The 21,513-nt window shown below is 74.4% G+C and carries 19 protein-coding genes; 13 read left to right on the forward strand and 6 right to left on the reverse strand.

Annotation, left to right across the window (positions count from 1 at the left end):
* Positions 1–275: 275 nt before the first annotated feature.
* A complete protein-coding gene (locus ACFYMP_RS03875; protein WP_388850980.1) occupies positions 276–1,934 on the reverse strand; it encodes a DEAD/DEAH box helicase in 1,659 nt (552 codons plus the stop codon).
* A gap of 397 nt (positions 1,935–2,331) precedes the next feature.
* On the opposite strand from ACFYMP_RS03875, the gene ACFYMP_RS03880 reads away from it, so the two are divergent.
* Positions 2,332–3,057, forward strand: coding sequence for a ferritin-like fold-containing protein (locus ACFYMP_RS03880; RefSeq protein ID WP_388850032.1), 726 nt, complete (start codon positions 2,332–2,334; stop codon positions 3,055–3,057).
* A gap of 61 nt (positions 3,058–3,118) precedes the next feature.
* On the opposite strand, the gene ACFYMP_RS03885 is transcribed toward ACFYMP_RS03880, so the two are convergent.
* From ACFYMP_RS03885 to ACFYMP_RS03900, 4 genes are all read right to left on the reverse strand, one after another.
* Positions 3,119–3,397: a hypothetical protein gene (locus tag ACFYMP_RS03885; RefSeq protein WP_388850035.1), complete on the reverse strand. Its 279-nt coding sequence runs from the start codon at positions 3,395–3,397 to the stop codon at positions 3,119–3,121.
* 270 nt (positions 3,398–3,667) lie between these two features.
* Positions 3,668–3,895, reverse strand: coding sequence for a DUF3107 domain-containing protein (locus ACFYMP_RS03890; protein WP_388850037.1), 228 nt, complete (start codon positions 3,893–3,895; stop codon positions 3,668–3,670).
* 137 nt (positions 3,896–4,032) lie between these two features.
* Entirely contained in the window at positions 4,033–4,674 is a 642-nt protein-coding gene (locus ACFYMP_RS03895) for a TetR/AcrR family transcriptional regulator (protein WP_388850040.1), read from the reverse strand.
* Positions 4,675–4,827: 153 nt separating this feature from the next.
* Positions 4,828–5,103 carry a hypothetical protein gene (locus ACFYMP_RS03900; RefSeq protein ID WP_388850043.1) on the reverse strand — a complete coding sequence of 92 codons (276 nt, stop codon included), beginning with the start codon at positions 5,101–5,103 and terminating at the stop codon, positions 4,828–4,830.
* A gap of 267 nt (positions 5,104–5,370) precedes the next feature.
* Here ACFYMP_RS03900 and ACFYMP_RS03905 point away from each other — a divergent pair, with 267 nt between their 5' ends.
* The 12 genes from ACFYMP_RS03905 to moeZ all read left to right on the forward strand — a co-directional run bounded on the left by ACFYMP_RS03905 (position 5,371) and on the right by moeZ (position 20,608).
* Entirely contained in the window at positions 5,371–6,384 is a 1,014-nt protein-coding gene (locus tag ACFYMP_RS03905) for an alpha/beta fold hydrolase (RefSeq protein ID WP_388850046.1), read from the forward strand.
* A gap of 275 nt (positions 6,385–6,659) precedes the next feature.
* On the forward strand, positions 6,660–8,072 hold the full coding sequence (locus tag ACFYMP_RS03910; RefSeq protein ID WP_388850049.1) for a DUF3152 domain-containing protein: 1,413 nt from the start codon (positions 6,660–6,662) through the stop codon (positions 8,070–8,072).
* 159 nt (positions 8,073–8,231) lie between these two features.
* Positions 8,232–8,321: an Ms4533A family Cys-rich leader peptide gene (locus tag ACFYMP_RS03915; protein WP_363148636.1), complete on the forward strand. Its 90-nt coding sequence runs from the start codon at positions 8,232–8,234 to the stop codon at positions 8,319–8,321.
* 193 nt (positions 8,322–8,514) lie between these two features.
* The gene (locus ACFYMP_RS03920; protein ID WP_388850053.1) at positions 8,515–10,260 is read left to right on the forward strand and encodes an ABC transporter substrate-binding protein; all 1,746 of its coding nucleotides are present in this window, start codon (positions 8,515–8,517) and stop codon (positions 10,258–10,260) included.
* A 2-nt stretch (positions 10,261–10,262) separates the two neighbouring features.
* Positions 10,263–11,273, forward strand: coding sequence for an ABC transporter permease (locus ACFYMP_RS03925; protein ID WP_388850056.1), 1,011 nt, complete (start codon positions 10,263–10,265; stop codon positions 11,271–11,273).
* Positions 11,270–12,259 (forward strand): ABC transporter permease, encoded by a 990-nt coding sequence (locus ACFYMP_RS03930; RefSeq protein ID WP_388850059.1) that lies wholly within the window; start codon positions 11,270–11,272, stop codon positions 12,257–12,259. Before ACFYMP_RS03925 ends, ACFYMP_RS03930 begins: the two co-directional genes overlap by 4 nt.
* On the forward strand, positions 12,256–13,866 hold the full coding sequence (locus tag ACFYMP_RS03935) for a dipeptide ABC transporter ATP-binding protein (RefSeq protein WP_388850062.1): 1,611 nt from the start codon (positions 12,256–12,258) through the stop codon (positions 13,864–13,866). The genes ACFYMP_RS03930 and ACFYMP_RS03935 overlap by 4 nt, the downstream gene beginning before the upstream one ends.
* 205 nt (positions 13,867–14,071) lie before the next feature.
* Positions 14,072–16,057, forward strand: a complete 1,986-nt coding sequence (locus ACFYMP_RS03940) for a DUF3492 domain-containing protein (RefSeq protein WP_388850065.1) — start codon at positions 14,072–14,074, stop codon at positions 16,055–16,057.
* A 79-nt stretch (positions 16,058–16,136) separates the two neighbouring features.
* Complete coding sequence (locus ACFYMP_RS03945) at positions 16,137–17,270, forward strand: hypothetical protein (RefSeq protein WP_388850068.1); 1,134 nt, start codon at positions 16,137–16,139, stop codon at positions 17,268–17,270.
* A 189-nt stretch (positions 17,271–17,459) separates the two neighbouring features.
* Positions 17,460–18,473 carry an NAD-dependent epimerase/dehydratase family protein gene (locus ACFYMP_RS03950; protein ID WP_388850070.1) on the forward strand — a complete coding sequence of 338 codons (1,014 nt, stop codon included), beginning with the start codon at positions 17,460–17,462 and terminating at the stop codon, positions 18,471–18,473.
* A 77-nt stretch (positions 18,474–18,550) separates the two neighbouring features.
* A complete protein-coding gene (locus ACFYMP_RS03955) occupies positions 18,551–19,366 on the forward strand; it encodes a spherulation-specific family 4 protein (protein ID WP_388850983.1) in 816 nt (271 codons plus the stop codon).
* 63 nt (positions 19,367–19,429) lie between these two features.
* On the forward strand, positions 19,430–20,608 hold the full coding sequence (gene moeZ, locus ACFYMP_RS03960; RefSeq protein ID WP_388850073.1) for an adenylyltransferase/sulfurtransferase MoeZ: 1,179 nt from the start codon (positions 19,430–19,432) through the stop codon (positions 20,606–20,608).
* Between the two features lie 24 nt (positions 20,609–20,632).
* Here moeZ and ACFYMP_RS03965 read toward each other — a convergent pair whose 3' ends face one another.
* The gene (locus tag ACFYMP_RS03965) at positions 20,633–21,478 is read right to left on the reverse strand and encodes a helix-turn-helix domain-containing protein (RefSeq protein ID WP_388850076.1); all 846 of its coding nucleotides are present in this window, start codon (positions 21,476–21,478) and stop codon (positions 20,633–20,635) included.
* Positions 21,479–21,513: the final 35 nt, after the last annotated feature.

The raw sequence follows: 21,513 nt of genomic DNA on the forward strand, positions 1-21,513 counted from the left end.
GCCGAGCCCCCGGCGCGCGGGCCGGTCCGACGGGACCTTTCCCGGCGGGCGGCCCGCCCGCCCGCCCGCCGCCGTGCCCGGCACGGGCCCCGCGCCCGCCTCCCGCACCAGGAGCGCGCCGCGCACCAGCCGCGATTCCCCGCGGCCGGGAGCCCTCCCGCGCGCCGGGCGCGGCCCGCCCCGCCCCGCCCGGCGGCCGGAACGCGAAGAAGCCGGTCCGGCACCCCCACGGGGGTACCGGACCGGCTTCGTTCTCTTCGCTCGTCCGCGGTCCGTCAGCTCTCGGAGCCGTCGGCCGAGGGGCGCCGCGTACGCGTCCTGCGCCGCGGCTTGCGCGGGGCCTCGGCCACCGGGGAGCCGGCGGTCTCGGCCTCGGGGGCCGTCTTCTGCTCGGGCACCTCGGCGGACCGCGCCGAAGGGGCGGCCGCGCGCGTCCGGCGCCGGCGGGGCGTGCGCGGCGCCTCCTCGGCGGTGGCCTCGCCGCCCGCGGACTCGGCGACCGGCTGGCCCTCGCCCTCCGCGACCGGCTCACCGGAACGGGTACGACGACGGCGGCGCGGGGGCCGCGCACTCGCGGGCCGCTCCTCGGCGGGAGCGGGACCCGAGCGCGCCGGGGCGGCGGCGCCGCCCCGCTTGCGCTTGCCGCCCGTCTCGCCGAGGTCCTCGACCGTCTCCGCGCCCAGGCCCGCGCGGGTGCGCTCGCCACGCGGCAGCACGCCCTTGGTGCCCGCCGGGATGCCCAGCTCCTCGTACAGGTGCGGGGAGGTCGAGTAGGTCTCGGGCGGGTCCGGGTGGCGCAGTTCGAGCGCCTTGTTGATGAGCTGCCAGCGCGGGATGTCGTCCCAGTCCACCAGCGTGATCGCCGTACCCGACTTCCCGGCCCGGCCGGTGCGCCCGATGCGGTGCAGGTAGGTCTTCTCGTCCTCGGGCGTCTGGTAGTTGATGACGTGCGTGACGCCCTCGACGTCGATACCGCGCGCCGCGACGTCCGTGCACACCAGCACGTCGACCTTGCCGTTGCGGAAGGCGCGCAGCGCCTGCTCGCGGGCGCCCTGGCCGAGGTCGCCGTGGACCGCGCCGGAGGCGAAACCGCGCCGCTCCAGCTGCTCCGCGATGTCCGCGGCGGTCCGCTTGGTCCGGCAGAAGATCATCGCGAGGCCGCGGCCCTCCGCCTGGAGGATGCGCGAGACCATCTCGGGCTTGTCCATGGAGTGCGCGCGGTAGACGTGCTGCTCCGTGTTGGCGACGGTCTGCCCGGCGTCGTCGGGGGAAGTCGCGTTGATGTGCGTGGGCTGCGACATGTAGCGGCGGGCCAGGCCCACGACCGCGCCCGGCATGGTCGCCGAGAACAGCATCGTCTGGCGCTTGACCGGGAGCATGCCGATGATCTTCTCGACGTCCGGGAGGAAGCCGAGGTCGAGCATCTCGTCGGCCTCGTCGAGCACGAGGGCCCGTACGTGCGAGAGGTTCAGCTTCTTCTGGCCGGCGAGGTCGAGCAGGCGGCCCGGGGTGCCGACGACGACGTCGACGCCCTTCTTCAGGGCCTCGACCTGCGGTTCGTAGGCGCGGCCGCCGTATATGGCGAGGACCCGCACGTCGCGGGCCTTCCCGGCGGTCTGGAGATCGTTGGTGACCTGCGTGCACAGCTCGCGGGTCGGGACGACGATCAGCGCCTGCGGGGCCTCGGTCAGCTGCTCGGGCCGGGCGCGCCCGGCCTCGACGTCGGCGGCGGTGATGACGCGTTCCAGCAGCGGAAGACCGAAGCCGAGGGTCTTGCCGGTGCCGGTCTTGGCCTGGCCGATGACGTCGGAGCCGGCCAGGGCGACGGGGAGGGTCAGTTCCTGGATGGGAAAGGGGTGGACGATGCCGACGGCTTCGAGGGCCTCGGCCGTCTCGGGGAGAATCCCCAGATCCCGGAAAGTCTGCGTAGTCAGGGTGTTGCCTCTTCTGTGAGGCGGAACGAGGCGAACGCGGGGGTCTTGTTACCGTGCCACGAACCGCCGGCCGCTATACGGGGACGGGCCGGGTCGCGCGGGACCACTGCCGACGCTCAGAGCGCTCGTTACCGCTGAGGGCCCCTCCGCCGCCGCACGCGCTGGGCGCACCGCCGGGAGGGCTGTCGGGGGCGGAGCCGATCGGGCCACCGACCGGGCATCCTCATACGTACTCACAAGCGTACTCATCAGTACAGGCTCGCCGAATATTCGGCGGGCGCTTTACCACTGTACCCCCAAAACACCCAGCCGTGCCGGGTGAACGCCGGACGTCGTGGTCGTCACACTCTCCGGCGCGCTCGGCCCGGCCCTCTCCCAGCGGGCTATTGTGCGCTTCATGGAGACGCCTGACACCGCCGCCGCACCCACCACGATCGCCGCCCGGAACTGGGCCGACAGCTCGGCCGACCCCCGCTACCGGGACGCCGTCGTGGACCTCCTGGGCGCCCTCGCGTACGGGGAACTGGTCGCCTTCGAGCGGCTCGCGGAGGACGCCAAGCTCGCCCCCACCCTCAAGGGCAAGGCCGAGCTGGCGAACATGGCCACCGCCGAGTTCCACCACTTCGAGCAGTTGCGCGACCGGCTGTTCGCGATCGACGCGGTGCCCGAGGAGGCCATGCAGCCCTTCGCGACCGCGCTCGACGCCTTCCACCAGCAGACGGCCCCCTCGGACTGGCTGGAGGGCCTGGTCAAGGCGTACGTCGGGGACTCCATCGCGAGCGACTTCTACCGCGAGGTCGCCGTCCGGCTCGACAGCGACACCCGGGATCTGGTGCTGACCGTCCTCGCCGACACCGGACACGCCCACTTCGCGGTGGAGAACGTACGGGCCGCGATCGAGGCCGACCCCCGGGTGGGCGGCCGGCTCGCGCTGTGGGCCCGCCGGCTCATGGGCGAGGCGCTGTCGCAGGCCCAGCGGGTGGTGGCCGAGCGGGACGCGCTCTCGACGATGCTGGTGGGCGGGGTGGCCGACGGCTTCGACCTCGCCGAGGTCGGCCGCATGTTCTCCCGCATCACCGAGGCCCACACCAAGCGGATGGCCGCCCTGGGGCTGGCCTCCTGAGGCGGCTGAGGGCCGCGGTGCGGGCCGCTCGGCCCTGAGCGGAGCCCGGCCCCGCCCCGGCTCAGGCCGCCGAGGCCGAGCGCGGGTGCGGGCGGCGCCGGCGGGCCGGGCGCAGCAGCAGGGACAGCAGCGCCGCCGTGAAGGCGACCGCCCCCAGCAGCGTGAGCGTCACGTGGCCCGGACCCAGCGAGGTGTGCGTCACGAAGGCCCCGAAGGCGCCGCCGACGCCGCCGGTGGACAGCACGAGCGAGCGGTGCGGCAGCCGGTGTGCGAGCCGGTGCAGGGCGAGCCAGGCCAGTGCGAGACCGACTGCGACGGAGCCCAGCGTTTCCACGATCATGCGGTTTCCTCCCGGACGCCTGTAGAGGGGCAATTCGGTCGTAGCCGTCCTACCCGAGGCCAACGGGGAACAATCCTCCCCGGCCGGTGGATACGGACCGCTGACTACCGGCTGCCCCTTCAGCGTCGATTCATGATCGGAAGGGGTCGCGGATCGACCGTAAGCCGGGCCGCCGGAGCCCGCACGCGCACACGGCAGAAGGGGTGGTCCCGGCCGGGACCACCCCTTCTGTGCTGTTGCGCTGCCGGGCTCACCCGGCCGCCCGTCCTCTCAGAGGACGCCGAAACCGACCTTGCGGACGGTCGGCTCGCCGATCTCCACGTAGGCCAGCCGGTCGGCGGGGACCAGGACCTTGCGGCCATGGTCGTCCTCAAGGCTGAGCAGCGGGGCCTTGCCCGCCAGGGCCTCCGACACGGCCTGCTCGACCTCCGCGGCGGACTGCCCGCTCTCCAGAACGATCTCGCGAGGCGCGTGCTGCACGCCGATCTTGACCTCCACGGCTTTTGTCCCTCCGACGGTCACCGATGTGCGCGGCTGTGCGCGCCGTACACGCCACACATTAGCCCGGAGGGAGGTCACCCCGGCCGCGCCCTCCGCACGCCGTCAGCGAACACCGGCCCGCGGGGGTGGCGGGCTCAGGCGCTCTCGGCGCCGTGCAGCGGGAAACCGGCGATACCGCGCCAGGCCAGCGAGGTCAGCAACTGCACCGCGGTGTCCCTGGGCACGCTGCGGTCGCTGTGCAGCCAGGAGCGCGCCACGACCTGCGCGAGACCGCCCAGGCCCGAGGCCAGCAGCATCGACTCGTCGCGCGAGAGGCCGGTGTCCTCCGCGATCACCTCGCAGATCGCCTCCGCGCACTGGAAGGTGACCCGGTCCACGCGCTCGCGCACGGCCGGCTCGTTGGTCAGGTCCGACTCGAAGACCAGCCGGAAGGCGCCGCCGTCGTCCTCGACGTACCGGAAGTAGGCGTCCATCGTGGCCTCGACGCGCAGCTTGTTGTCCGTGGTCGAGGCGAGCGCCGCGCGCACGGCCTGGAGCAGCGCCTCGCAGTGCTGGTCGAGCAGGGCCAGATAGAGGTCGAGCTTGCCCGGGAAGTGCTGGTAGAGGACCGGCTTGCTGACACCGGCCCGCTCCGCGATGTCGTCCATCGCGGCCGCGTGGTACCCCTGCGCGACGAAGACCTCCTGCGCCGCGCCCAGCAGTTGGTTACGTCGTGCGCGGCGCGGCAGTCTGGTGCCCCGCGGGCGTGCTGCCTCTGTCTGCTCGATGGCGCTCACGCCGCCTCCCAGGATCGTTGCGAACGCGGGACGGTGCCCGCGCCCGCCATCGTACTTTTCGGTAACCGTGCCGTGCGCGGCGTGCGCGCTCAATTCACCGGCCGGACACGGGATAACCGCAGGTGAGAGGTGGTACGAGGGGCTACGGGAGTTTCAGCGGTATTCGTCTTCCTCCTCCTCCACGACGAGGGACTGCTCGGCCCGGTCCGCCTCGTCCGCGGGCTCGCCCTCGCGGCGGGCCAGCGGATCGGCGCTCTCGGCGGCCCCCTCGTCGATGTCCTGAAGGTCGTCGGGCTCCGGAGCCTCCGGATCGTAGGGGCCGCCCGGGTCCTCGAAGGTCTCGGGCTCCTCCGGGTCGACGCCGCTCCCGGCGCTCCCGGCGGGGCTGACGGTGGTGCGGGGCTGGATGTCACGGGGGTCGTTCGTCATGGAACTCGCCTTTCCCCGGCTGCCGCGTCCGACACGGGCGGGTGTGTGGTGGTCGGGCGGAAGGGCGCGGACGGGTGGTGCGGAGGCGGTGGGCGGCGCGCGGGCGACAGCGGGCCGACGCCCTCCGTCCGCGTGCTCCCTGTGCTCCCGAGCGTAGGAGCAAGCGGCCCGGACCGCTACGTGGTGCCCGCGGCGGCCGGGCGGCCGTATGGCGCTGTGACGGCCATTACACCGACCAGCGGTGTGATCGTCTCGTAACATTGCGACGTGTCCTCCGAACTGCCTCCCGTACCCGCCGCCGCCGAACCCAGGGTGAGCGCCGTCCGGGTCGCTCCGGGCGAGGAGCTGACCACGGTCGAACTGCCCGGCCGCACCCTCGTCGTGCGCTCCCGGCCCCCCGCCCGTGCCGGACTGCCGCCCGCGCTGTTCGTACACGGCCTCGGCGGTTCCTCGCAGAACTGGTCGGCGCTCATGCAGTCCCTCGCGAACGAGCTGGACGCGGAGGCCCTGGACCTGCCCGGTTTCGGCGAGTCCCCGCCGCCCGACGACGGGGACTACTCGATCACCGGTCAGGCCCGCACCGTCGTACGGCTCATCGAGGCGCGTGGCCGGGGCCCGGTGCACCTCGCGGGCAACTCGATGGGCGGCGCGGTCGCCACGCGGGTCGCGGCGGCCCGCCCCGACCTCGTGCGCTCCCTGACCCTGGTCTCGCCCGCGCTGCCCGAGATACGCATCCAGCGCACCGCCGTGCCCACCGGACTGCTCGCGCTGCCCGGAGTGGCCTCCCTGTTCTTCCGCATGACGAAGGGGTGGACGGCCGAGGACCGCACCCGGGGCGTCCTCTCCCTCACCTACGGCGACGCGCGCCGGGTCGACGAGGAGGGGTACCGGCACGCCGTCCACGAGATGGAACGCCGGCTCGCCCTCCCCTACTTCTGGGACGCGATGACCCGTTCGGCCCGGGGGATCGTCAACGCCTACACACTCGGCGGCCAGCAGGGCCTGTGGCGGCAGGCGGAACGCGTTCTGGCCCCTACCCTGTTGGTGTACGGCGGCCGGGACCGGCTGGTCTCCTTCCGCATGGCGCGCAAGGCGGCCACCGCCTTCCGGGAATCGCGGTTGCTGACCCTCCCGGACGCCGGACACGTCGCAATGATGGAATATCCGCATATCGTCGCCGACGCGGTCAGGGAACTGCTCGCACAGACCGCGGAACTCCCCGAAGGGGAGGGCAGGACCGTGACCGGGCCGCCCGGCCGGGAGACGCACACAGGAAGCTGAGGGGGCGCGTGGGACGTCACAGCCGTCCGTCGAGTCCGGGGGGACAGGAACAGGAGCGGCGCGCCGCCGCGCCCGAGGTGGCGGCTCGCCCCGCGCCCGGCGCGGCCGGCGCGCGGCCGACGCCTCCACCGGGGACGGGCCGGCGTCGCGCCCCCGATCCCGCCGGGGCCACCGCGCACGGTCGTGGGACCGCCCGGGTGACGGGGGCGGCCGGTGGCGCCCCGGGGGTCCGCGGTGGCCACCCGGAACACCCCGAACACCCGCGGCCCGGGGCCGTGTTGAGTGAGGAACCCGGTCACGAGGACGCCTTCCTGCCCTTCGGCCCGCTCGACGCGCGCGACTCCCGCTCCGCCTCTCCCGAGGCCCGCGGGCTGCGGGTACCGCACGCCGCGGAACAGCCGGAGAAGGCGGAGCGGCCGGTCCCTCGGGAACAGCGAGAACAGCGGGAGCAGCCGGACCGGCGGGAGCACGCGCCGGGGCGCAAGGAGCGGGAGCCCGGACGTTTCGTACGGGACACGACGGTCCCCGCCGCCCCGCGCGTCGCCGAGAAGGCCGCGACACCTCCCGTCGCGGCCGCCCGGCCGCCCGTGCGGGAGCCCGGGGCCGGGATGCCGGGGCCCCGGCACGAGTATCTGGCGGCCTTCGACGAGGAGCCCGCCGGTGCGCGGGGCACCACACCGCCGCCCCCGGCCGTCCGGGACCAAGGGGCCGAGGAGGGGGACGGGGACGGGGGCGACCTGTTCCGTCCCCGCGTCCCCCTCACGCGTGAACCGGAGCGGCGCTCCGCCCCCGACGCCGCCGGGGCCGACGCCGTCCCACCCGCCGGTCCGGGCGCGCCCGGGGGACCCGGCGGGCCGCACGGCACGGCCGCCTCCGGGGTTCCCCGGCGCCGCCGCCTGAGCCGGGCCGGACTCGTCACCGGGGCCTGTGCCGCCGCCGTCACTCTGGGCCTGGGCGTCGTGGTCTCCGGGCAGGGGACGGGGTCCGGCAAAGCCAAAATCATGGCCGGGCAGGACGGCTCCCCGAGGACGAAACTCGACGCGAAGCGGCCCACTCCGAGCGAGAAGCCCGCGCGCCCGAGACGGGCCACCTACGAGGAGTTGATGGGGCGTACCTATCCGCTCGCCGCCGACCTGCACGCCTCGGGCGCCTTCACCACGGTGCCCGGCTCGGCCGCCGCCCCGCGCTCCGGCAGGCAGCTGCTGCGCTACCGCGTCGACGTCGAACGCGGACTCGGCCTGGACGGGGCCCTGTTCGCGGACGCGGTACAGAAAACCCTGAACGACGACCGTAGTTGGGCGCACGGACAGGAACGCGCCTTCGAGCGGGTCTCGACCGCGCGGGCGGACTTCGTGGTGACGCTCGCGAGCCCGGGTACCACGGCCGACTGGTGCGCCAAATCGGGCCTCGACACGACCGTGGACAACGTGTCCTGCGACTCCGCCGCCACCGAGCGCGTCATGATCAACGCCTACCGCTGGGCGCAGGGTTCGGTGACCTACGGGGACGCGATCCACCCGTACCGGCAGATGCTGATCAACCACGAGGTCGGGCACCGGCTCGGGCACAACCACGTGAGCTGCGCGGTGGACGGCTCCCTGGCCCCGGTGATGCAGCAGCAGACCAAGTTCCTCGACCACGACGGCATCCACTGCCTGCCGAACGCCTGGCCGTTCCCCAAGGAGTGACCCTTCCGCCGGGGCGGTCCCGCCCGGGGACTGTCCCGCCGGGGCCGCGCGGCCCCGGCGTGCGCCGTGACCGCCCCGCTGTGCGATATGACCAGTTATGGGTGGTGGCTGATCCGCAACGCGTTGACAACGGTCCGGATATCGATCATATTTTCCCGCATGTCAACCCGTCGCGTACCGCCGCACGCCATTGAGCTCGCGCTCATCGGCGTGACCGCGCTGTGCGTGGCCGACATCATCTGTAGCTGAACCACCTCGCCCGCCCGGCCGTTCCAGGCCCCCGCGTGGCCCCCTTCCCCTTCCCGTCCGCGGTCCGGCACGCCCGGCTCCGGACGCGGCACCCTCCGCCCCGGCCCCGCGCACCCCGCGCGGCCCCGGGTCCGGACCCCCATGCAGCTCTCCGCCGCCCCCTGTCGGCGGCACGTCCAAGGGAACACCGCACATGCGCCGTCCATCGTCCTTCCCCACGCGCGGTCTCGCCGCGCTCACCGTGAGCCTCGTCCTGGCCGGTGGGCTCGCCGCCTGCGGCCCCGAGGACTCCGGTACGACGGCCTCCTCCGGCGACAAGGCCACGTCCGCCGCCTCCGGCGCCCCGCACAAGGGCGGCACCCTGACCGTGCTCAACGCCGAGCCGCTGCAGGACTTCGACCCCGGGCGGCTCTACACCTCCGGCGGCGGCAACATCCCCTCGCTCGTCTTCCGCACGCTCACCACCCGCGCCCGTCAGAGCGGCGCGGCCGGCGCCAAGGTCGTCCCCGACCTCGCGACCGACACCGGTACACCCAGCAAGAACGCCACGGTGTGGACGTACCACCTCAAGAAGGGCCTCGCCTACGAGGACGGCTCCCCGATCACCAGCGCCGACATCAAGTACGGCATCGAGCGCTCCTTCGCCGGTGAACTCTCCGGCGGTGCGCCCTACTTGCGGGACTGGCTGATCGGCGGCGCCGACTACCAGGGGCCGTTCAAGGACAAGGGCAAGGGGCTCGACTCCATCGAGACCCCCGACGAGTCCACGATCGTCTTCCATCTCAACAAGCCCGAGGGCGAGTTCCCCTTCCTCGCGACCCAGACCCAGTTCGCGCCCGTTCCCCAGGCCAAGGACACCGGCACCAAGTACGAGAAGCACCCGGTCTCCTCCGGCCCGTATCAGGTCGTCAGGAACGAGAACGACGGCGAGCGCGTCGTCCTCAAGCGCAACCCGCACTGGTCGGCGAAGACCGACGACCAGCGCAAGGCGTACCCGGACCGCATCGACGTGCGCTCCGGCCTCGACTCGGCCGTCATCAACCAGCGGCTGTCCGCGAGCGCCGGGGCCGACGCCGCCGCCGTCACCACCGACACCAACCTCGGCCCCTCCGAACTCGCCAAGGTCACCGGCGACAAGAAGCTCGCCGCGCGGGTGGGCACCGGGCACTTCGGCTACACCAACTACCTCGCGTTCAACCCGAAGGTGAAGCCCTTCGACAACCCCAAGGTGCGCGAGGCCGTCGCCTACGCCGTGGACCGCTCCTCGGTGATCAACGCGGCCGGCGGCTCCTCGCTCGCCGAGCCCGCCACCACCTTCCTGCCCAACCAGAAGTCCTTCGGCTACACCGGCGCCGACCCGTTCCCGGCCGGGGAGAGCGGCGATCCGGCCAAGGCGAGGAAGCTGCTCGCGCAGGCCGGGTACAAGAAGGGCCTCACCATCACGCTGACCCACAACAACGCGAAGAACTTCGCGACCAGCCCGGAGATCGCCACCGCGCTCCAGGACGCCCTGAAGAAGGCCGGGATCACGGTCAAGCTCAAGGGCATCGACCCGGGCAGCTACAGCGACACCGTGTACAACGTCAAGACGCAGCCGGGGGCCTTCCTCGCCGGCTGGGGCGCCGACTGGCCCTCCGGCGGTCCCTTCATCGGCCCCGTCTTCGACGGACGCCAGATCGTCAAGGACGGCTACAACTTCAACAGCGCGCGCCTGAACGACCCGGCCGTCAACAAGGAGATCGACGCGATCAACAAGGTCACCGACCTCGGCGAGGCCGCCAGGCGCTGGGGCGCCCTCGACGACAAGATCGGTGCGAAGGCCCTGGTCGTGCCGCTGTTCCACCCCGTCTACAAGCGGCTGGCCGGCACCGCCGTCAAGAACGTCGTCATCAGCGACTGGACCGGCGTCCTCGACGTCTCCCAGACCGCGGTCAAGTAACCATGTCCGAAGCACTGCTCGCCACCGAGACCGGGGCGGACGCGCTCGCGCCCGCCCCGGCCCCGGGGGCCCGGACCTTCTGGCGGCGGCTGCGCGCCCGCAGGAGCGCGCTCCTCGCCGCCGCCGTCGTCGCGCTGCTCGTGCTCGTCGCTCTCACCGCGCCGCTGCTCGCCGCCCTCGAAGGCCAGGACCCCAACACCTACCACCCGCACCTCGTCGACTCCGCCTCCGGCGGCGTCCCCCTCGGCTCCTTCGGCGGGATCAGCGGCAGCCACTGGCTGGGCGTCGAACCCCAGACCGGCCGCGACCTGTTCGCCCGGCTCGTCTACGGCGCCCGCGTCTCGCTCGGCATCGCCCTGTGCGCCACGCTCTTCCAGGTCGCCCTCGGCGTCGTCCTCGGCCTCGCCGCCGCCCTCGGCCACCGCCTGCTCGACCAGATCGTCGGGCGGCTCACCGACATCAACGTGGCCCTGCCCGTCAACATCCTGGCCCTCGCGCTGCTCGCGGTCGCGCCCGACTCGGTCCCGCGCCCCGTGCTGCTCGCCGTCATCATGGGCCTCATCGGCTGGGCCGGCACCTCCAAGCTCGTGCGGGCCCAGGCGCTGAGCCTCAAGGCCCTCGACCACGTCGCCGCCGCCCAGCTCAGCGGCTGGAGCACCTGGAACATCGCCCGCCGTGAACTGCTGCCCTCGCTCGCCGCGCCCGTCCTGACCTACGCGGCGCTGCTGTTCCCCTCCAACATCGGCACCGAGGCGGCCCTGTCCTTCCTCGGCGTCGGCATCAAACCGCCCACCCCGTCCTGGGGACAGATGATCACCGACGCCAACACGTGGTACCAGGCCGCGCCCACCTACCTGCTGCTGCCCGCCGGGCTGCTGTTCGTCACCGTGCTCTCCCTGACCGTCCTCGGCGAGGGCGTGCGCACCGCGCTCGACCCGCGCGCCGAGTCCCGTCTGAGCGCCGGCGTCCGCAGGGCCCGCAAGCGCCCGCGCCGGCCGGGGGCCGCCGTATGAGCGCCTTCCTGCTGCGCCGCCTCGGCGGCGCCCTCCTCGTGCTGTTCGCGCTGACCGTCCTGGTCTACGGGCTCTTCTACGTCATCCCCGCCGACGTCGCCCAGACCGTGTGCGGACCGCGCTGCTCGCCCGCCCAGGTCGCCCAGGTCCGCGACCAACTGCGCCTGGACGACCCGGTGTACGTCCAGTACGGGCACTTCCTCCAGGGCCTCGTCGCCGGACGGGACTTCTCGACCGGCACCGGCAGCGAGCACTGCGCGGCGCCCTGCCTCGGCGTCTCCTACCAGAGCGGCCAGCAGGTCACCACGCTGATCACGGGGAAGCTCCCGGTCTCCGCCTCGCTCCTGGCCGGCGCCTTCGTCCTGTGGCTGCTCATCGGGGTCGGCACCGGCATCCTGTCGGCCTGGCGGCGCGGCGGGCCCACCGAACAGCTCCTGACCGGGCTGACCCTGGCCGGCGTCGCGACCCCCGTGTTCGTGATCGGCCTGGTCCTGATCATCCTGTTCTGCTCGACCCTCCAGTGGCTGCCCTTCCCGACGTACGTGCCCTTCACCCAGGACCCCGAGCAGTGGGCCTGGAACCTCGTGCTGCCCTGGGTCTCGCTCGCCCTCATCGAGTCCGCCAAGTACGCGCGGCTCACCCGCAGTTCCATGCTGGAGACGCTCGCGGAGGACCACGTGCGCACCTTCCGCGCCTACGGCGTGTCCGAACGCTCCCTCGTCATGCGGCACGCCCTGCGCGGAGCCGTCGCCCCCGTCGTCGCGATGAGCGCGCTCGACGCCGGGACGGTGCTCGGCGGGGCCATGCTCACCGAGTCGCTGTTCGGCATCCCCGGCCTCGGCCGCGCCCTGGTGCAGAGCGTCCAGGTCTCCGACCTGCCGGTCGTCGTCGGCGTCGTCCTCGTGATGGGCTTCTTCGTCGTGCTGGCCAACGCCCTCGCGGACATCCTGTACGCGGTGGCCGACCGAAGGGTGGCGATCGCATGAGCCTGCTCGAAGTCACCGACCTGACCGTCGACTTCGGCTCCGTGCGAGCCGTGGACGGACTGTCCTTCTCACTGGAGGCCGGGGGCGCCCTCGGCATCGTCGGCGAGTCCGGCTCCGGCAAGAGCGCCACCGCCTACGCCCTGCTCGACCTGCACCGGGGCACCGGCGCCCGGGTCGGCGGCAGCGTGCGGATCGAGGGCACCGACGTGCTCACCGCCGAGGACCGCGCGCTGCGCCGCCTGCGCGGGGGCACCGTCGCGATGGTCTTCCAGGACCCGCTGTCCTCGCTCGACCCGTACTACGCGATCGGCGACCAGATCGCCGAGGTGCACCGGCTGCACAGCGGGGCCACCCGGCGCGCCGCCCGCGCCCGCGCCGTCGAGGTCCTCGACCGGGTGGGCATCCCCGACGCGGCCCGCCGCTCCCGCTCCCGCCCGCACGAGTTCAGCGGCGGCATGCGCCAGCGCGCCCTCATCGCCATGGCGCTGGCCTGCGAACCCGCGCTGCTCGTCGCCGACGAGCCCACCACCGCGCTCGACGTCACCGTGCAGGCCCAGATACTCGACCTCCTGCACGAACTGCGCGCCGACACCGGTCTCGGCCTGATCCTCGTCACCCACGACGTGGGCGTCGCCGCCGGAAGCGTCGACGAGATCCTCGTCATGCGGCACGGACGCGCCGTGGAGCGCGGACCGGTGGCCGAGGTGCTCGGCGGCCCGCGCGAGGACTACACCCGCGCGCTGCTCGCCGCCGTACCCCGCGTCGACGGCCCCCTGCGCCCGCCCGTCCCCACGACCGGGACCGTCCTCGAAGCGCGCGGTGTCACCAGGAAGTTCGGGCGCGGCGCGCGCGCCGTGACCGCCGTGTCCGAGGTCTCCCTCACCGTCCGGCGCGGGGAGACCCTCGGCATCGTCGGCGAGAGCGGGAGCGGGAAGACCACGCTCGGCCGGATGCTCGTCGGCCTGCTCGAACCGAGCGCGGGCAGCGTCGAGTTCGCCCCTTCCGCGCGGCGCCCGGACGGCCGGCCCGCCGTCCAGATGGTCTTCCAGGACCCCGCCTCCTCGCTCAACCCCCGGCGCACCGTCGGCGAGTCCGTCGCCGACCCGCTGCGCGCCCGGGGCGACCGCGACGAGAAGGCGATCCGGGCCCGCGTCGGGGAGCTGCTCGAACAGGTCGGGCTCGACCGGGAGTTCCAGGACCGCTATCCGCACGAGTTCAGTGGCGGACAGCGCCAGCGCGTCGGCATCGCCCGCGCCCTCGCCCCCGAACCCGCCGTCATCGTGTGCGACGAGGCGGTCTCCGCGCTCGACGTCACCACGCAGGCCCAAGTGGTCGAGTTGCTGGCCCGGTTGCAGCGCGACACCGGGATCGCCCTGGTCTTCGTCGCACACGATCTCGGCGTCGTACGGCAGGTGAGCGACCGCGTCCTCGTCATGCGCGGCGGACGGGTCGTCGAGGAGGGCACCGTCGAGGAGGTCTACGCGGCGCCCAGCGACCCGTACACCCGGGGGCTCCTCGCCGCCGTGCCCGTACTCGACCCCGAGACGGCGCGGCAGCGGCGCGCGCGGCGGACCGCGCTCCCCGGGGAGGCGCTCCCCGTGGCCTGAGCCCCGCCGACGACCGGGCACAGCACGTCAACCCCGCTACGTCGCGGTCAAACGTCCGCGCCACGGATTGGTTACGAGGCTTCACCCCTTCTGATGGCGCGACGGACAACCGTCCGTCGTGCGCCCCCTCACCCGCATACCTTCGTCCCGCTGCGGGTCGTCCTCGCCGAGGACGGCCCCGTCACCGGGAGATCGGGGGTGTGCTGTGCGCGTAGGACTGCTGACCGACGGCGGCTATCCGTACGTGAGCGGAGAGGCCGGACTCTGGTGCGACCGGCTCGTACGGGGCCTGGACCACCACGTGTTCGACGTCTACGCGCTCAGCCGCGGCGCGCACCAGGAACAGCGGGGCTGGGTCCCGCTTCCCGAGCACGTCGGCCGCGTGCGCACGGCGGCGCTGTGGGACGAGCCCGAGGAGGGCGAGCGGCTCGGCCGCCGCGCCCGGGGCGAGTTCCTCCGCCACTTCGAGGCGTTCGCGGCGGCCGTCTGCTCCGCCGACAACGCACGGGCCGGAGCGGGGGCGGGAGCCCGCGCGCGGACCCCGCGACCCGTGGCCGCCGTCCGCGCGCTGCCCGCCGCCGGCCCGGAGCGGAAGCCCGGCGCGCGCCCCGGCACCGGCGTCGGCGCGCTCCTGGGACTCACCGCGCTGGCCGGTATGACGGCCGGGGAGCCCGGGACCGGCGCCGCGCCCGGCCCCTCCCACTCCCACCGCGACGGACGGGCGCCAAGCCCCCTCGCCCCCGGGACCGGCGCCTTCGGGGCCGCCCTGCGCGGCCTCGCCGAACTCGCGCAGGAGACCGGCGGACTGCCGGGGGCGCTGCGCTCCGAGACCGCCGTACGCGTCCTGGAACGCGCCTGCCGGGACTCCGGCGCGCTGCCCGCCGCCCACCGCGCCCGGGTCAGCGACCTGCTGCTCCTCACCGACCTGCTGGAGCGCGCGCTGCGCCCGCTCTCCCTCGACTGGTACGCCGAGGACGGCCTCGGCGCCGTGGACCTGTGCCACGCCACCGCGGGCGGGCTCGCCGCGCTGCCCGGACTGCTCGCCCACCACTTCGGCGGCGTCCCGCTGCTCGTCACCGAGTACGGCGTACGGCTGCGATCGCTGTACCTCGGCGCGCACCCGGCGCCCGGCGCGGCGGACCCGGACGGGGCGGCGGCGGAGCGGCCCGCGCCCAGCGCCCCCGTACGCGCCGTGCTCGGCGGCTTCCACCGCGAACTCGCCGCCGAGGTCTACCGGGTGGCCGCCCTCGTCACCCCGGGCAACGCGCACGCCCGGCGCTGGCAGGAGCGGTGCGGGGCCGACCCCGCCAGACTCCGCACCGTCTACCCCGGCATGGACGCGACCCGCTTCGCCGAGGTGGGGGAGGCCGCCGCCGGGGCCTCCCTGTGCGGCCGCGCAGGCCGCGCAGGCCGTGCGGGCGGCGACGGCGCGGAGCGCGGCGGCTGGGACCTCGTGTGGGTCGGGCGGTTCGAGGAGGCCAAGGACCTCGCGAGCCTCCTGCGCGCCTTCGTGACCGTGCACGCCGCCGAACCCCGCGCCACCCTGCGCCTGTTCGGCGCCCCCGCGGCCGACGAGAGCGAGGCCGCCTACCGCGCGGACTGCGAGGAGCTGGCCGCCGCCCTCTTCCCGCCGGGGCCCGGGGGAGAGCCCCGCCCGGTCCGCTTCGAGCAGCCCGGCGCGCCGGACGCGCCGGGCCCGGAGCTCGCCGAGGTGTACGCGGACGCCGACGCCGTGGTCCTCTCCAGCGTCGTCGAGGGCTTCCCGGTCAGTCTGGTCGAGGCCATGTTCTGCGGCCGGGCCACCGTCTCCACCGACACGGGCGCCGTGGTCGAGGTGGTCGGTGGCACCGGGCTCGTCGTCCCGCCGCGCGATCCGCGGGCCCTGGCCGGGGCCTGCCTGGAGCTGCTGCGCGACCCGGAGCGCCGCCGAACGCTCGGCGCCGCCGCCCGGACCCGCGCCCTCGAACTCTTCACCGTCGAGCAGAACGTGGCCGCCTTCGGCGACATCTACCTCGACATCCTCACGCGCTGCCCGGTACCGCGCGAACCGCTCGACGACCGGGGGGAGCCGCTGCCCTTCGGCCGCCCCGCGGAGACGGTCCTGCCCACCGCTCCCGCTCCGGGCCCGGGTGGGGGCTCCGGGACGGCCGCGGCGCCCGCCTCGCACCGCCCCTTGGAGGCGGCCCGATGAGCCCCCGGCCCGCCCCGCACCGCGACACCCACGCCCACGCCCACACCCACGACTGCGACGACCGCAAGGAGGCGGCCCGATGAGCGCGTACACCCCCACCGGGCCCGGAGCCCGCCCGGAACCGGGCGGGGAGACCGGGGCCGACCCGGTCAAGGCCCTCATGGAGACCCACCACGACCTGTGCGCCCGAGCCGTGGACCCGCTGGAGATCGCGGCCGGGCTGGAGGCGCGCGGAGTCACCGACCGCACCGCCCGCCACTACCTGCACCGGGACGTCTTCGCGCTCGCCGAGGAGATGTTCGCGCGCGTGCCCCGGCACACCGACCGCGCCCGCGCCGAACTCCTCACCGACCGCGCCCCGTTCACGGCCGCCCCGGTGACCGGGCACCGCGGCCCGGGTGCCCTCCTCGTCCCGCTGCCCGGCGCCCTCGCCCTCGGCATCCTCCTCGCCCTGCCGCACACCGGCGGACACCCCCGCGCCGCGCTGCTGGGGACCGGCCTGCTCGCCCTCGCGCTGAGCCTGCGCGCCTGTCTGCGGCACGGCCCGCTCGGCAGCCGCGTCCCCGCCGCCCCCGGCACCACGCTGTACGTCCTGCTCCTGCTCGCCGGGGTGCTGTACGGCGACGGACTGCTCTCCCAGGCGCTGAGCGGCGGCCCCGACCACGGCTGGAGCCCGCACACCGCGCCCGCCCTCGCGCTGCTGTGCGCCCTCGTCCCCGGCGCCCTGTGCGCGCGGGCCTTCGCGTACGGGGCGCGGCGGCGCCTCGCGCTCAGCCGCTCCCTCGACGACTTCGTCCTCGCCGTCCGCCCCCTGCTGCTCGGCACGTTCCTGCTGTTCCTGTGCTGCCTGTGGACCCTGCTCGGACTCAGCGCGGCCGCGCTCCACCAGGCGAGCGGCGGGCTCTGCGCCGGGGCGCTGGGCGGGCTCCTGCTGCTGGCCCGGCTCATGATCCAGTACGGCTGCGCGCGGGCCGCGAGGACCGCCCTGCTCACCGCCTGCGGACTCCAGTTCGCCGCCCTGGCCGCCGTGTTCACCGCCCGGCTGCCCGGCGCCCGGTCCGTGTCCGCGCCCGTCGAGGCGCTCACCGCACTGGGCGGCACCGGGGCCGTCCCCGCGCTGGCCTGCGTCCTCACGGTGCTCACCCTGCTGGCCCGGGGCCTGCCCGTCCTCTCCCGCGCCTCGGCCCACGCGGCGCGGGCCGGCCTGACCTGACCCGGGGCCCCCGGTCACCCCGCCGTCGGGGCACCTGACACACCCCCTCCCGCGCAGCCGGCACCGCGCGGCACCACCTCCCGCGCGGCCGGCAGCGCGGGCCGCACCAGCGACCCACGGCACGACCCCCAGAAGGAGACACACGATGACCAGCCCCCGCCGCCCCTCGGCCCCCACCGGAGGTGCCCGATGAGGGTGCTGCTGATGGGAGCAGGCGGCTACCTCGGCCGCTTCGTCGCCGACCGGCTGCTCGCCGACCCCGCCGTCCAGCTCACCGTGCTGGGCCGGGGCGACGACGCCGATGTCCGCTTCGACCTCGCGGGCGGCTCACCCGGAGCGCTCACCCGGTTCTTCGACGCCGTCCACCCCGGCGTCGTCGTCAACTGCGCCGGTACCGTGCGCGGCGGGGCCCGGGACCTGACCCGGCACAACACCGTCGCCGTCGCCACGATCTGCGAGGCGCTGCGCCGCTCCGGCTGCGGGGCCCGCCTGGTCCAGCTCGGCTGCGGCGCCGAGTACGGGCCGAGCCAGCCCGGCTCCTCGACCGCCGAGGACGCCGTGCCCCGGCCCGGCGGACCGTACGGCGTCAGCAAACTCGCCGCGACCGAACTCGTCCTCGGCTCCGGGCTGGACGCCGTCGTCCTGCGGGTCTTCTCGCCCGTCGGGCCCGGCACCCCGGCCGGTTCCCCGCTCGGGCGGCTCGCCGAGGCCATGCGGCGCGCGATGCAGGCCGGGGACACCGAACTGAAACTGGGCGGACTCGGCGTGCAGCGCGACTTCGTCGACGTACGCGACGTGGCCCGCGCCGTGCACGCCGCCTCGCTGTCCGCCGCCCAGGGCGTCGTCAACATCGGCTCGGGCCGGGCGGTGCGGCTGCGCGAGGCGGCCGCCGTGCTCGCGCGGGTCGCCGGGTTCGGCGGGGCGCTGCACGAACTGGAGTCACCGCCCGGCTTCGGCCCCGGACTGCCCGTCCGCGACCCGCACCTCGGGCACGGGCTGCGCTCCACCATCGGGCACCCGCGCGGCGGCGACGGCGAGCACGTCCTCGCCGCGCCCGCCGCCTCCCACCCCTATCCGGACGGCTGCGGGACCTGGCAGCAGGCCGACGTGCGCACCGCGCGCGACCGGCTCGGCTGGCGCCCCCGCATCAACCTGGAGGAGTCCCTCGCCGACATCTGGATGGAGGCGGCGTGCCGCATGTGAACCACGGCGGCGGTGGTCCGGCCACGCGCGGCGGGGCCACCGCCGCCGTGGCCGCCCACGGAGCGGCCCCCCTCGGGCTGTCCGGCGGGCGGGCGGTACCGGGCCCGCCGCCCATCCCGGACCGCGCCGGGCTCGCGCTGCCGGGCCTCGCGCACCCGCTGCTCGCGCCCGGGGAGTGGGCGCAGCCGTTGCGCGCGGACGTCCCCGTCCACTGGACGGCCCTCTCGGTGGACGACGGGCCCGGCGTCCGGCCCGATCCGCGGTGCCTGGAGGCCGCGGGGCGGATCAAGAACGCCGGGCTGCGGGCCGCCCCCGGTCAGCCGCGCCCGGCGGGCCTCCTCCTCGGCCGCGTCGACCTCGGTCACGGCGCCCGCCCGGCGCGCGCCGTGCTCGACGAGGCCCGCCGCTACCGCGACTGGTACCGCGTGGACGGCTACCTGCTGCACCGCTGCCCCCGCGAACCGGCCGCGCTGCCGCACGTGGCCCGGCTCACCACCGCGCTGCGCGGACTGCTCGACGGCCCGGCCCACCTCGTCCTCGGACACGGCGCGCACCCGGACCCGGGCTACGCGCCGCTGGCCGAGCAGCTCATCACCTTCCTCGGCCCCTGGTCCCGCTACCGCTGGGCGCAGGCGCCCGAGTGGACCGCCGCGCTCCCGCCCGGACGCTTCTGCCACCTCGTGCACGGCGTCCCCCGCACCCACCTGGAGGAGGCGCTGCGGCTGGCCCGCTGGCAGGGCGCGGGCACCGTCCTGCTCACCGACAGGACCGCGCGGGCCCGCGACGGCGAGCGCGACGAGGACCCGACAGCCGTGCATTACCGGGCATTTGAGACACTGCCCGGCTACTGGGACGAAATCGTCTCGCGGATCGGACGCGGTGTCTCGGAATGAAAAGCGGCGTGGCAGTGTTACGGACAGAACCAGTCTTCCGAAGAACCGACCAACGGAGTTGCCGTGTCGCTGCCACCCCTGGTCGAGCCAGCAGCTGAGCTCACCGTCGACGAGGTCCGCAGGTACTCGCGCCACCTGATCATCCCGGACGTCGGGATGGACGGGCAGAAACGGCTGAAGAACGCCAAGGTGCTGTGTGTCGGCGCCGGCGGTCTGGGCTCGCCGGCCCTCATGTACCTGGCCGCCGCGGGCGTCGGCACGCTCGGCGTCGTCGAGTTCGACGAGGTCGACGAGTCCAACCTCCAGCGCCAGATCATCCACAGCCAGGCCGACATCGGCCGCTCCAAGGCCGAGTCCGCGCGGGACACGGTCAAGGGCATCAACCCGTACGTGAACGTGATCCTCCACGAAGAGCGGCTCGAAGCCGAGAACGTGATGGACATCTTCAGCCAGTACGACCTGATCGTGGACGGCACGGACAACTTCGCGACGCGCTACCTCGTCAACGACGCGTGCGTGCTGCTCGACAAGCCGTACATCTGGGGTTCCATCTACCGTTTCGACGGCCAGGCGTCCGTGTTCTGGTCCGAGCACGGCCCCTGCTACCGCTGCCTCTACCCGGAGCCCCCGCCCCCCGGCATGGTCCCCTCCTGCGCCGAGGGCGGCGTCCTCGGCGTGCTGTGCGCGTCGGTGGGCTCCATCCAGGTCACCGAGGCGATCAAGCTGCTCGCCGGCATCGGCGACCCGCTGGTCGGCCGCCTCATGATCTACGACGCGCTGGAGATGCAGTACCGCCAGGTCAAGGTCCGCAAGGACCCCGACTGCGCGGTGTGCGGCACGAACCCGACGGTCACCGAGCTGATCGACTACGAGGCGTTCTGCGGCGTCGTCTCCGAGGAGGCCCAGGAGGCCGCGGCCGGCTCCACGATCACTCCGAAGCAGCTCAAGGAGTGGATCGACGACGGCGAGAACATCGACATCATCGACGTCCGCGAGCCGAACGAGTACGAGATCGTCTCCATCCCGGGCGCCCGACTGATCCCGAAGAACGAGTTCCTGATGGGCAACGCGCTCCAGGACCTCCCGCAGGACAGGAAGATCGTCCTGCACTGCAAGACGGGCGTGCGCAGCGCCGAGGTGCTCGCCGTCCTGAAGTCCGCCGGTTTCTCGGACGCGGTGCACGTGGGCGGCGGCGTCATCGGCTGGGTCAACCAGATCGAGCCGTCGAAGCCGGTGTACTAGACCGGTACCGCTGAAGTCGTTCGCTCAGGCGCCGGACGCGCCGGGAGAGTCTCTCCCCGCGCGTCCGGCGCTTTCGCGTGGGCCGGGCGGGAGGGCCGGGCTCACGGCGCCGAAGCGGGACGGCGGAGTGCCGAAGGCCCGGGTGAAGGCGGCGGTGAAGGCCGCGGGGGAGGCGTAGCCCAGGCGGCCGGAGACCTCGGTGACCGAGCGGGTCCGCAGCAGCGGTACGGCCGCGAGCAGCCGCGCCCGCCCGCGCCAGACAGCGGGACTCTCCCCGGCCTCCGCGCGGAACCGCCGGGTGAAGGCCCGCTCGCTCATGGCCACCCGCCCTGCCCAGTCGGCGTTGCCGACCCCCGCGTCGGGACGGGCCAGGTAGTCGCGGCACAGCGCGGCGAGGTCCTCGGAGACCGGGATGCGCACATGGAACGGGAGCGGGACGCCGGCCGCCAGCTCGTAGATCTCGTGCAGTAGGAGGGTGGCGATGACGCCCTCCCGCCCGGACAGGTCGTAGTCGGCCCCGAAGTCGACGGCGGCGGCGAGCAGTTCGCGCAGCAACGGCGCGACGTCGACGACCGTGCAGGCGGCGGGCCACCAGGGGACCGCGTCCGGCTCGATGTACAGACTGTGGGTCCGCACGCCCAGCATGCGGACCCGGTGCCGGGTGACGGCCGGGATCAGGACGGCCCGCTCGGGCGGCACGGTCCAGTTGCCCCGGGCGGTGTCCACGATCATCACGCCGGTGGCCCCGTAGAGGAACTGCGCCCGCCGGTGCTCGTGCCAGTCGAGCAGCCGCCCCGGCGGGTAGTCGGTACCGATCGGCAGGACGGCCCGGCCGCTGCCGTCCACCTCGTCCAGGGAAACGTTCCGCACCGGACCACCGTACGACGGCGGTGGCCGGGACGCGA

Origin of the sequence: Streptomyces sp. NPDC007088 (genome assembly GCF_042869355.1) — a bacterium.
Lineage (GTDB): Bacteria > Actinomycetota > Actinomycetes > Streptomycetales > Streptomycetaceae > Streptomyces.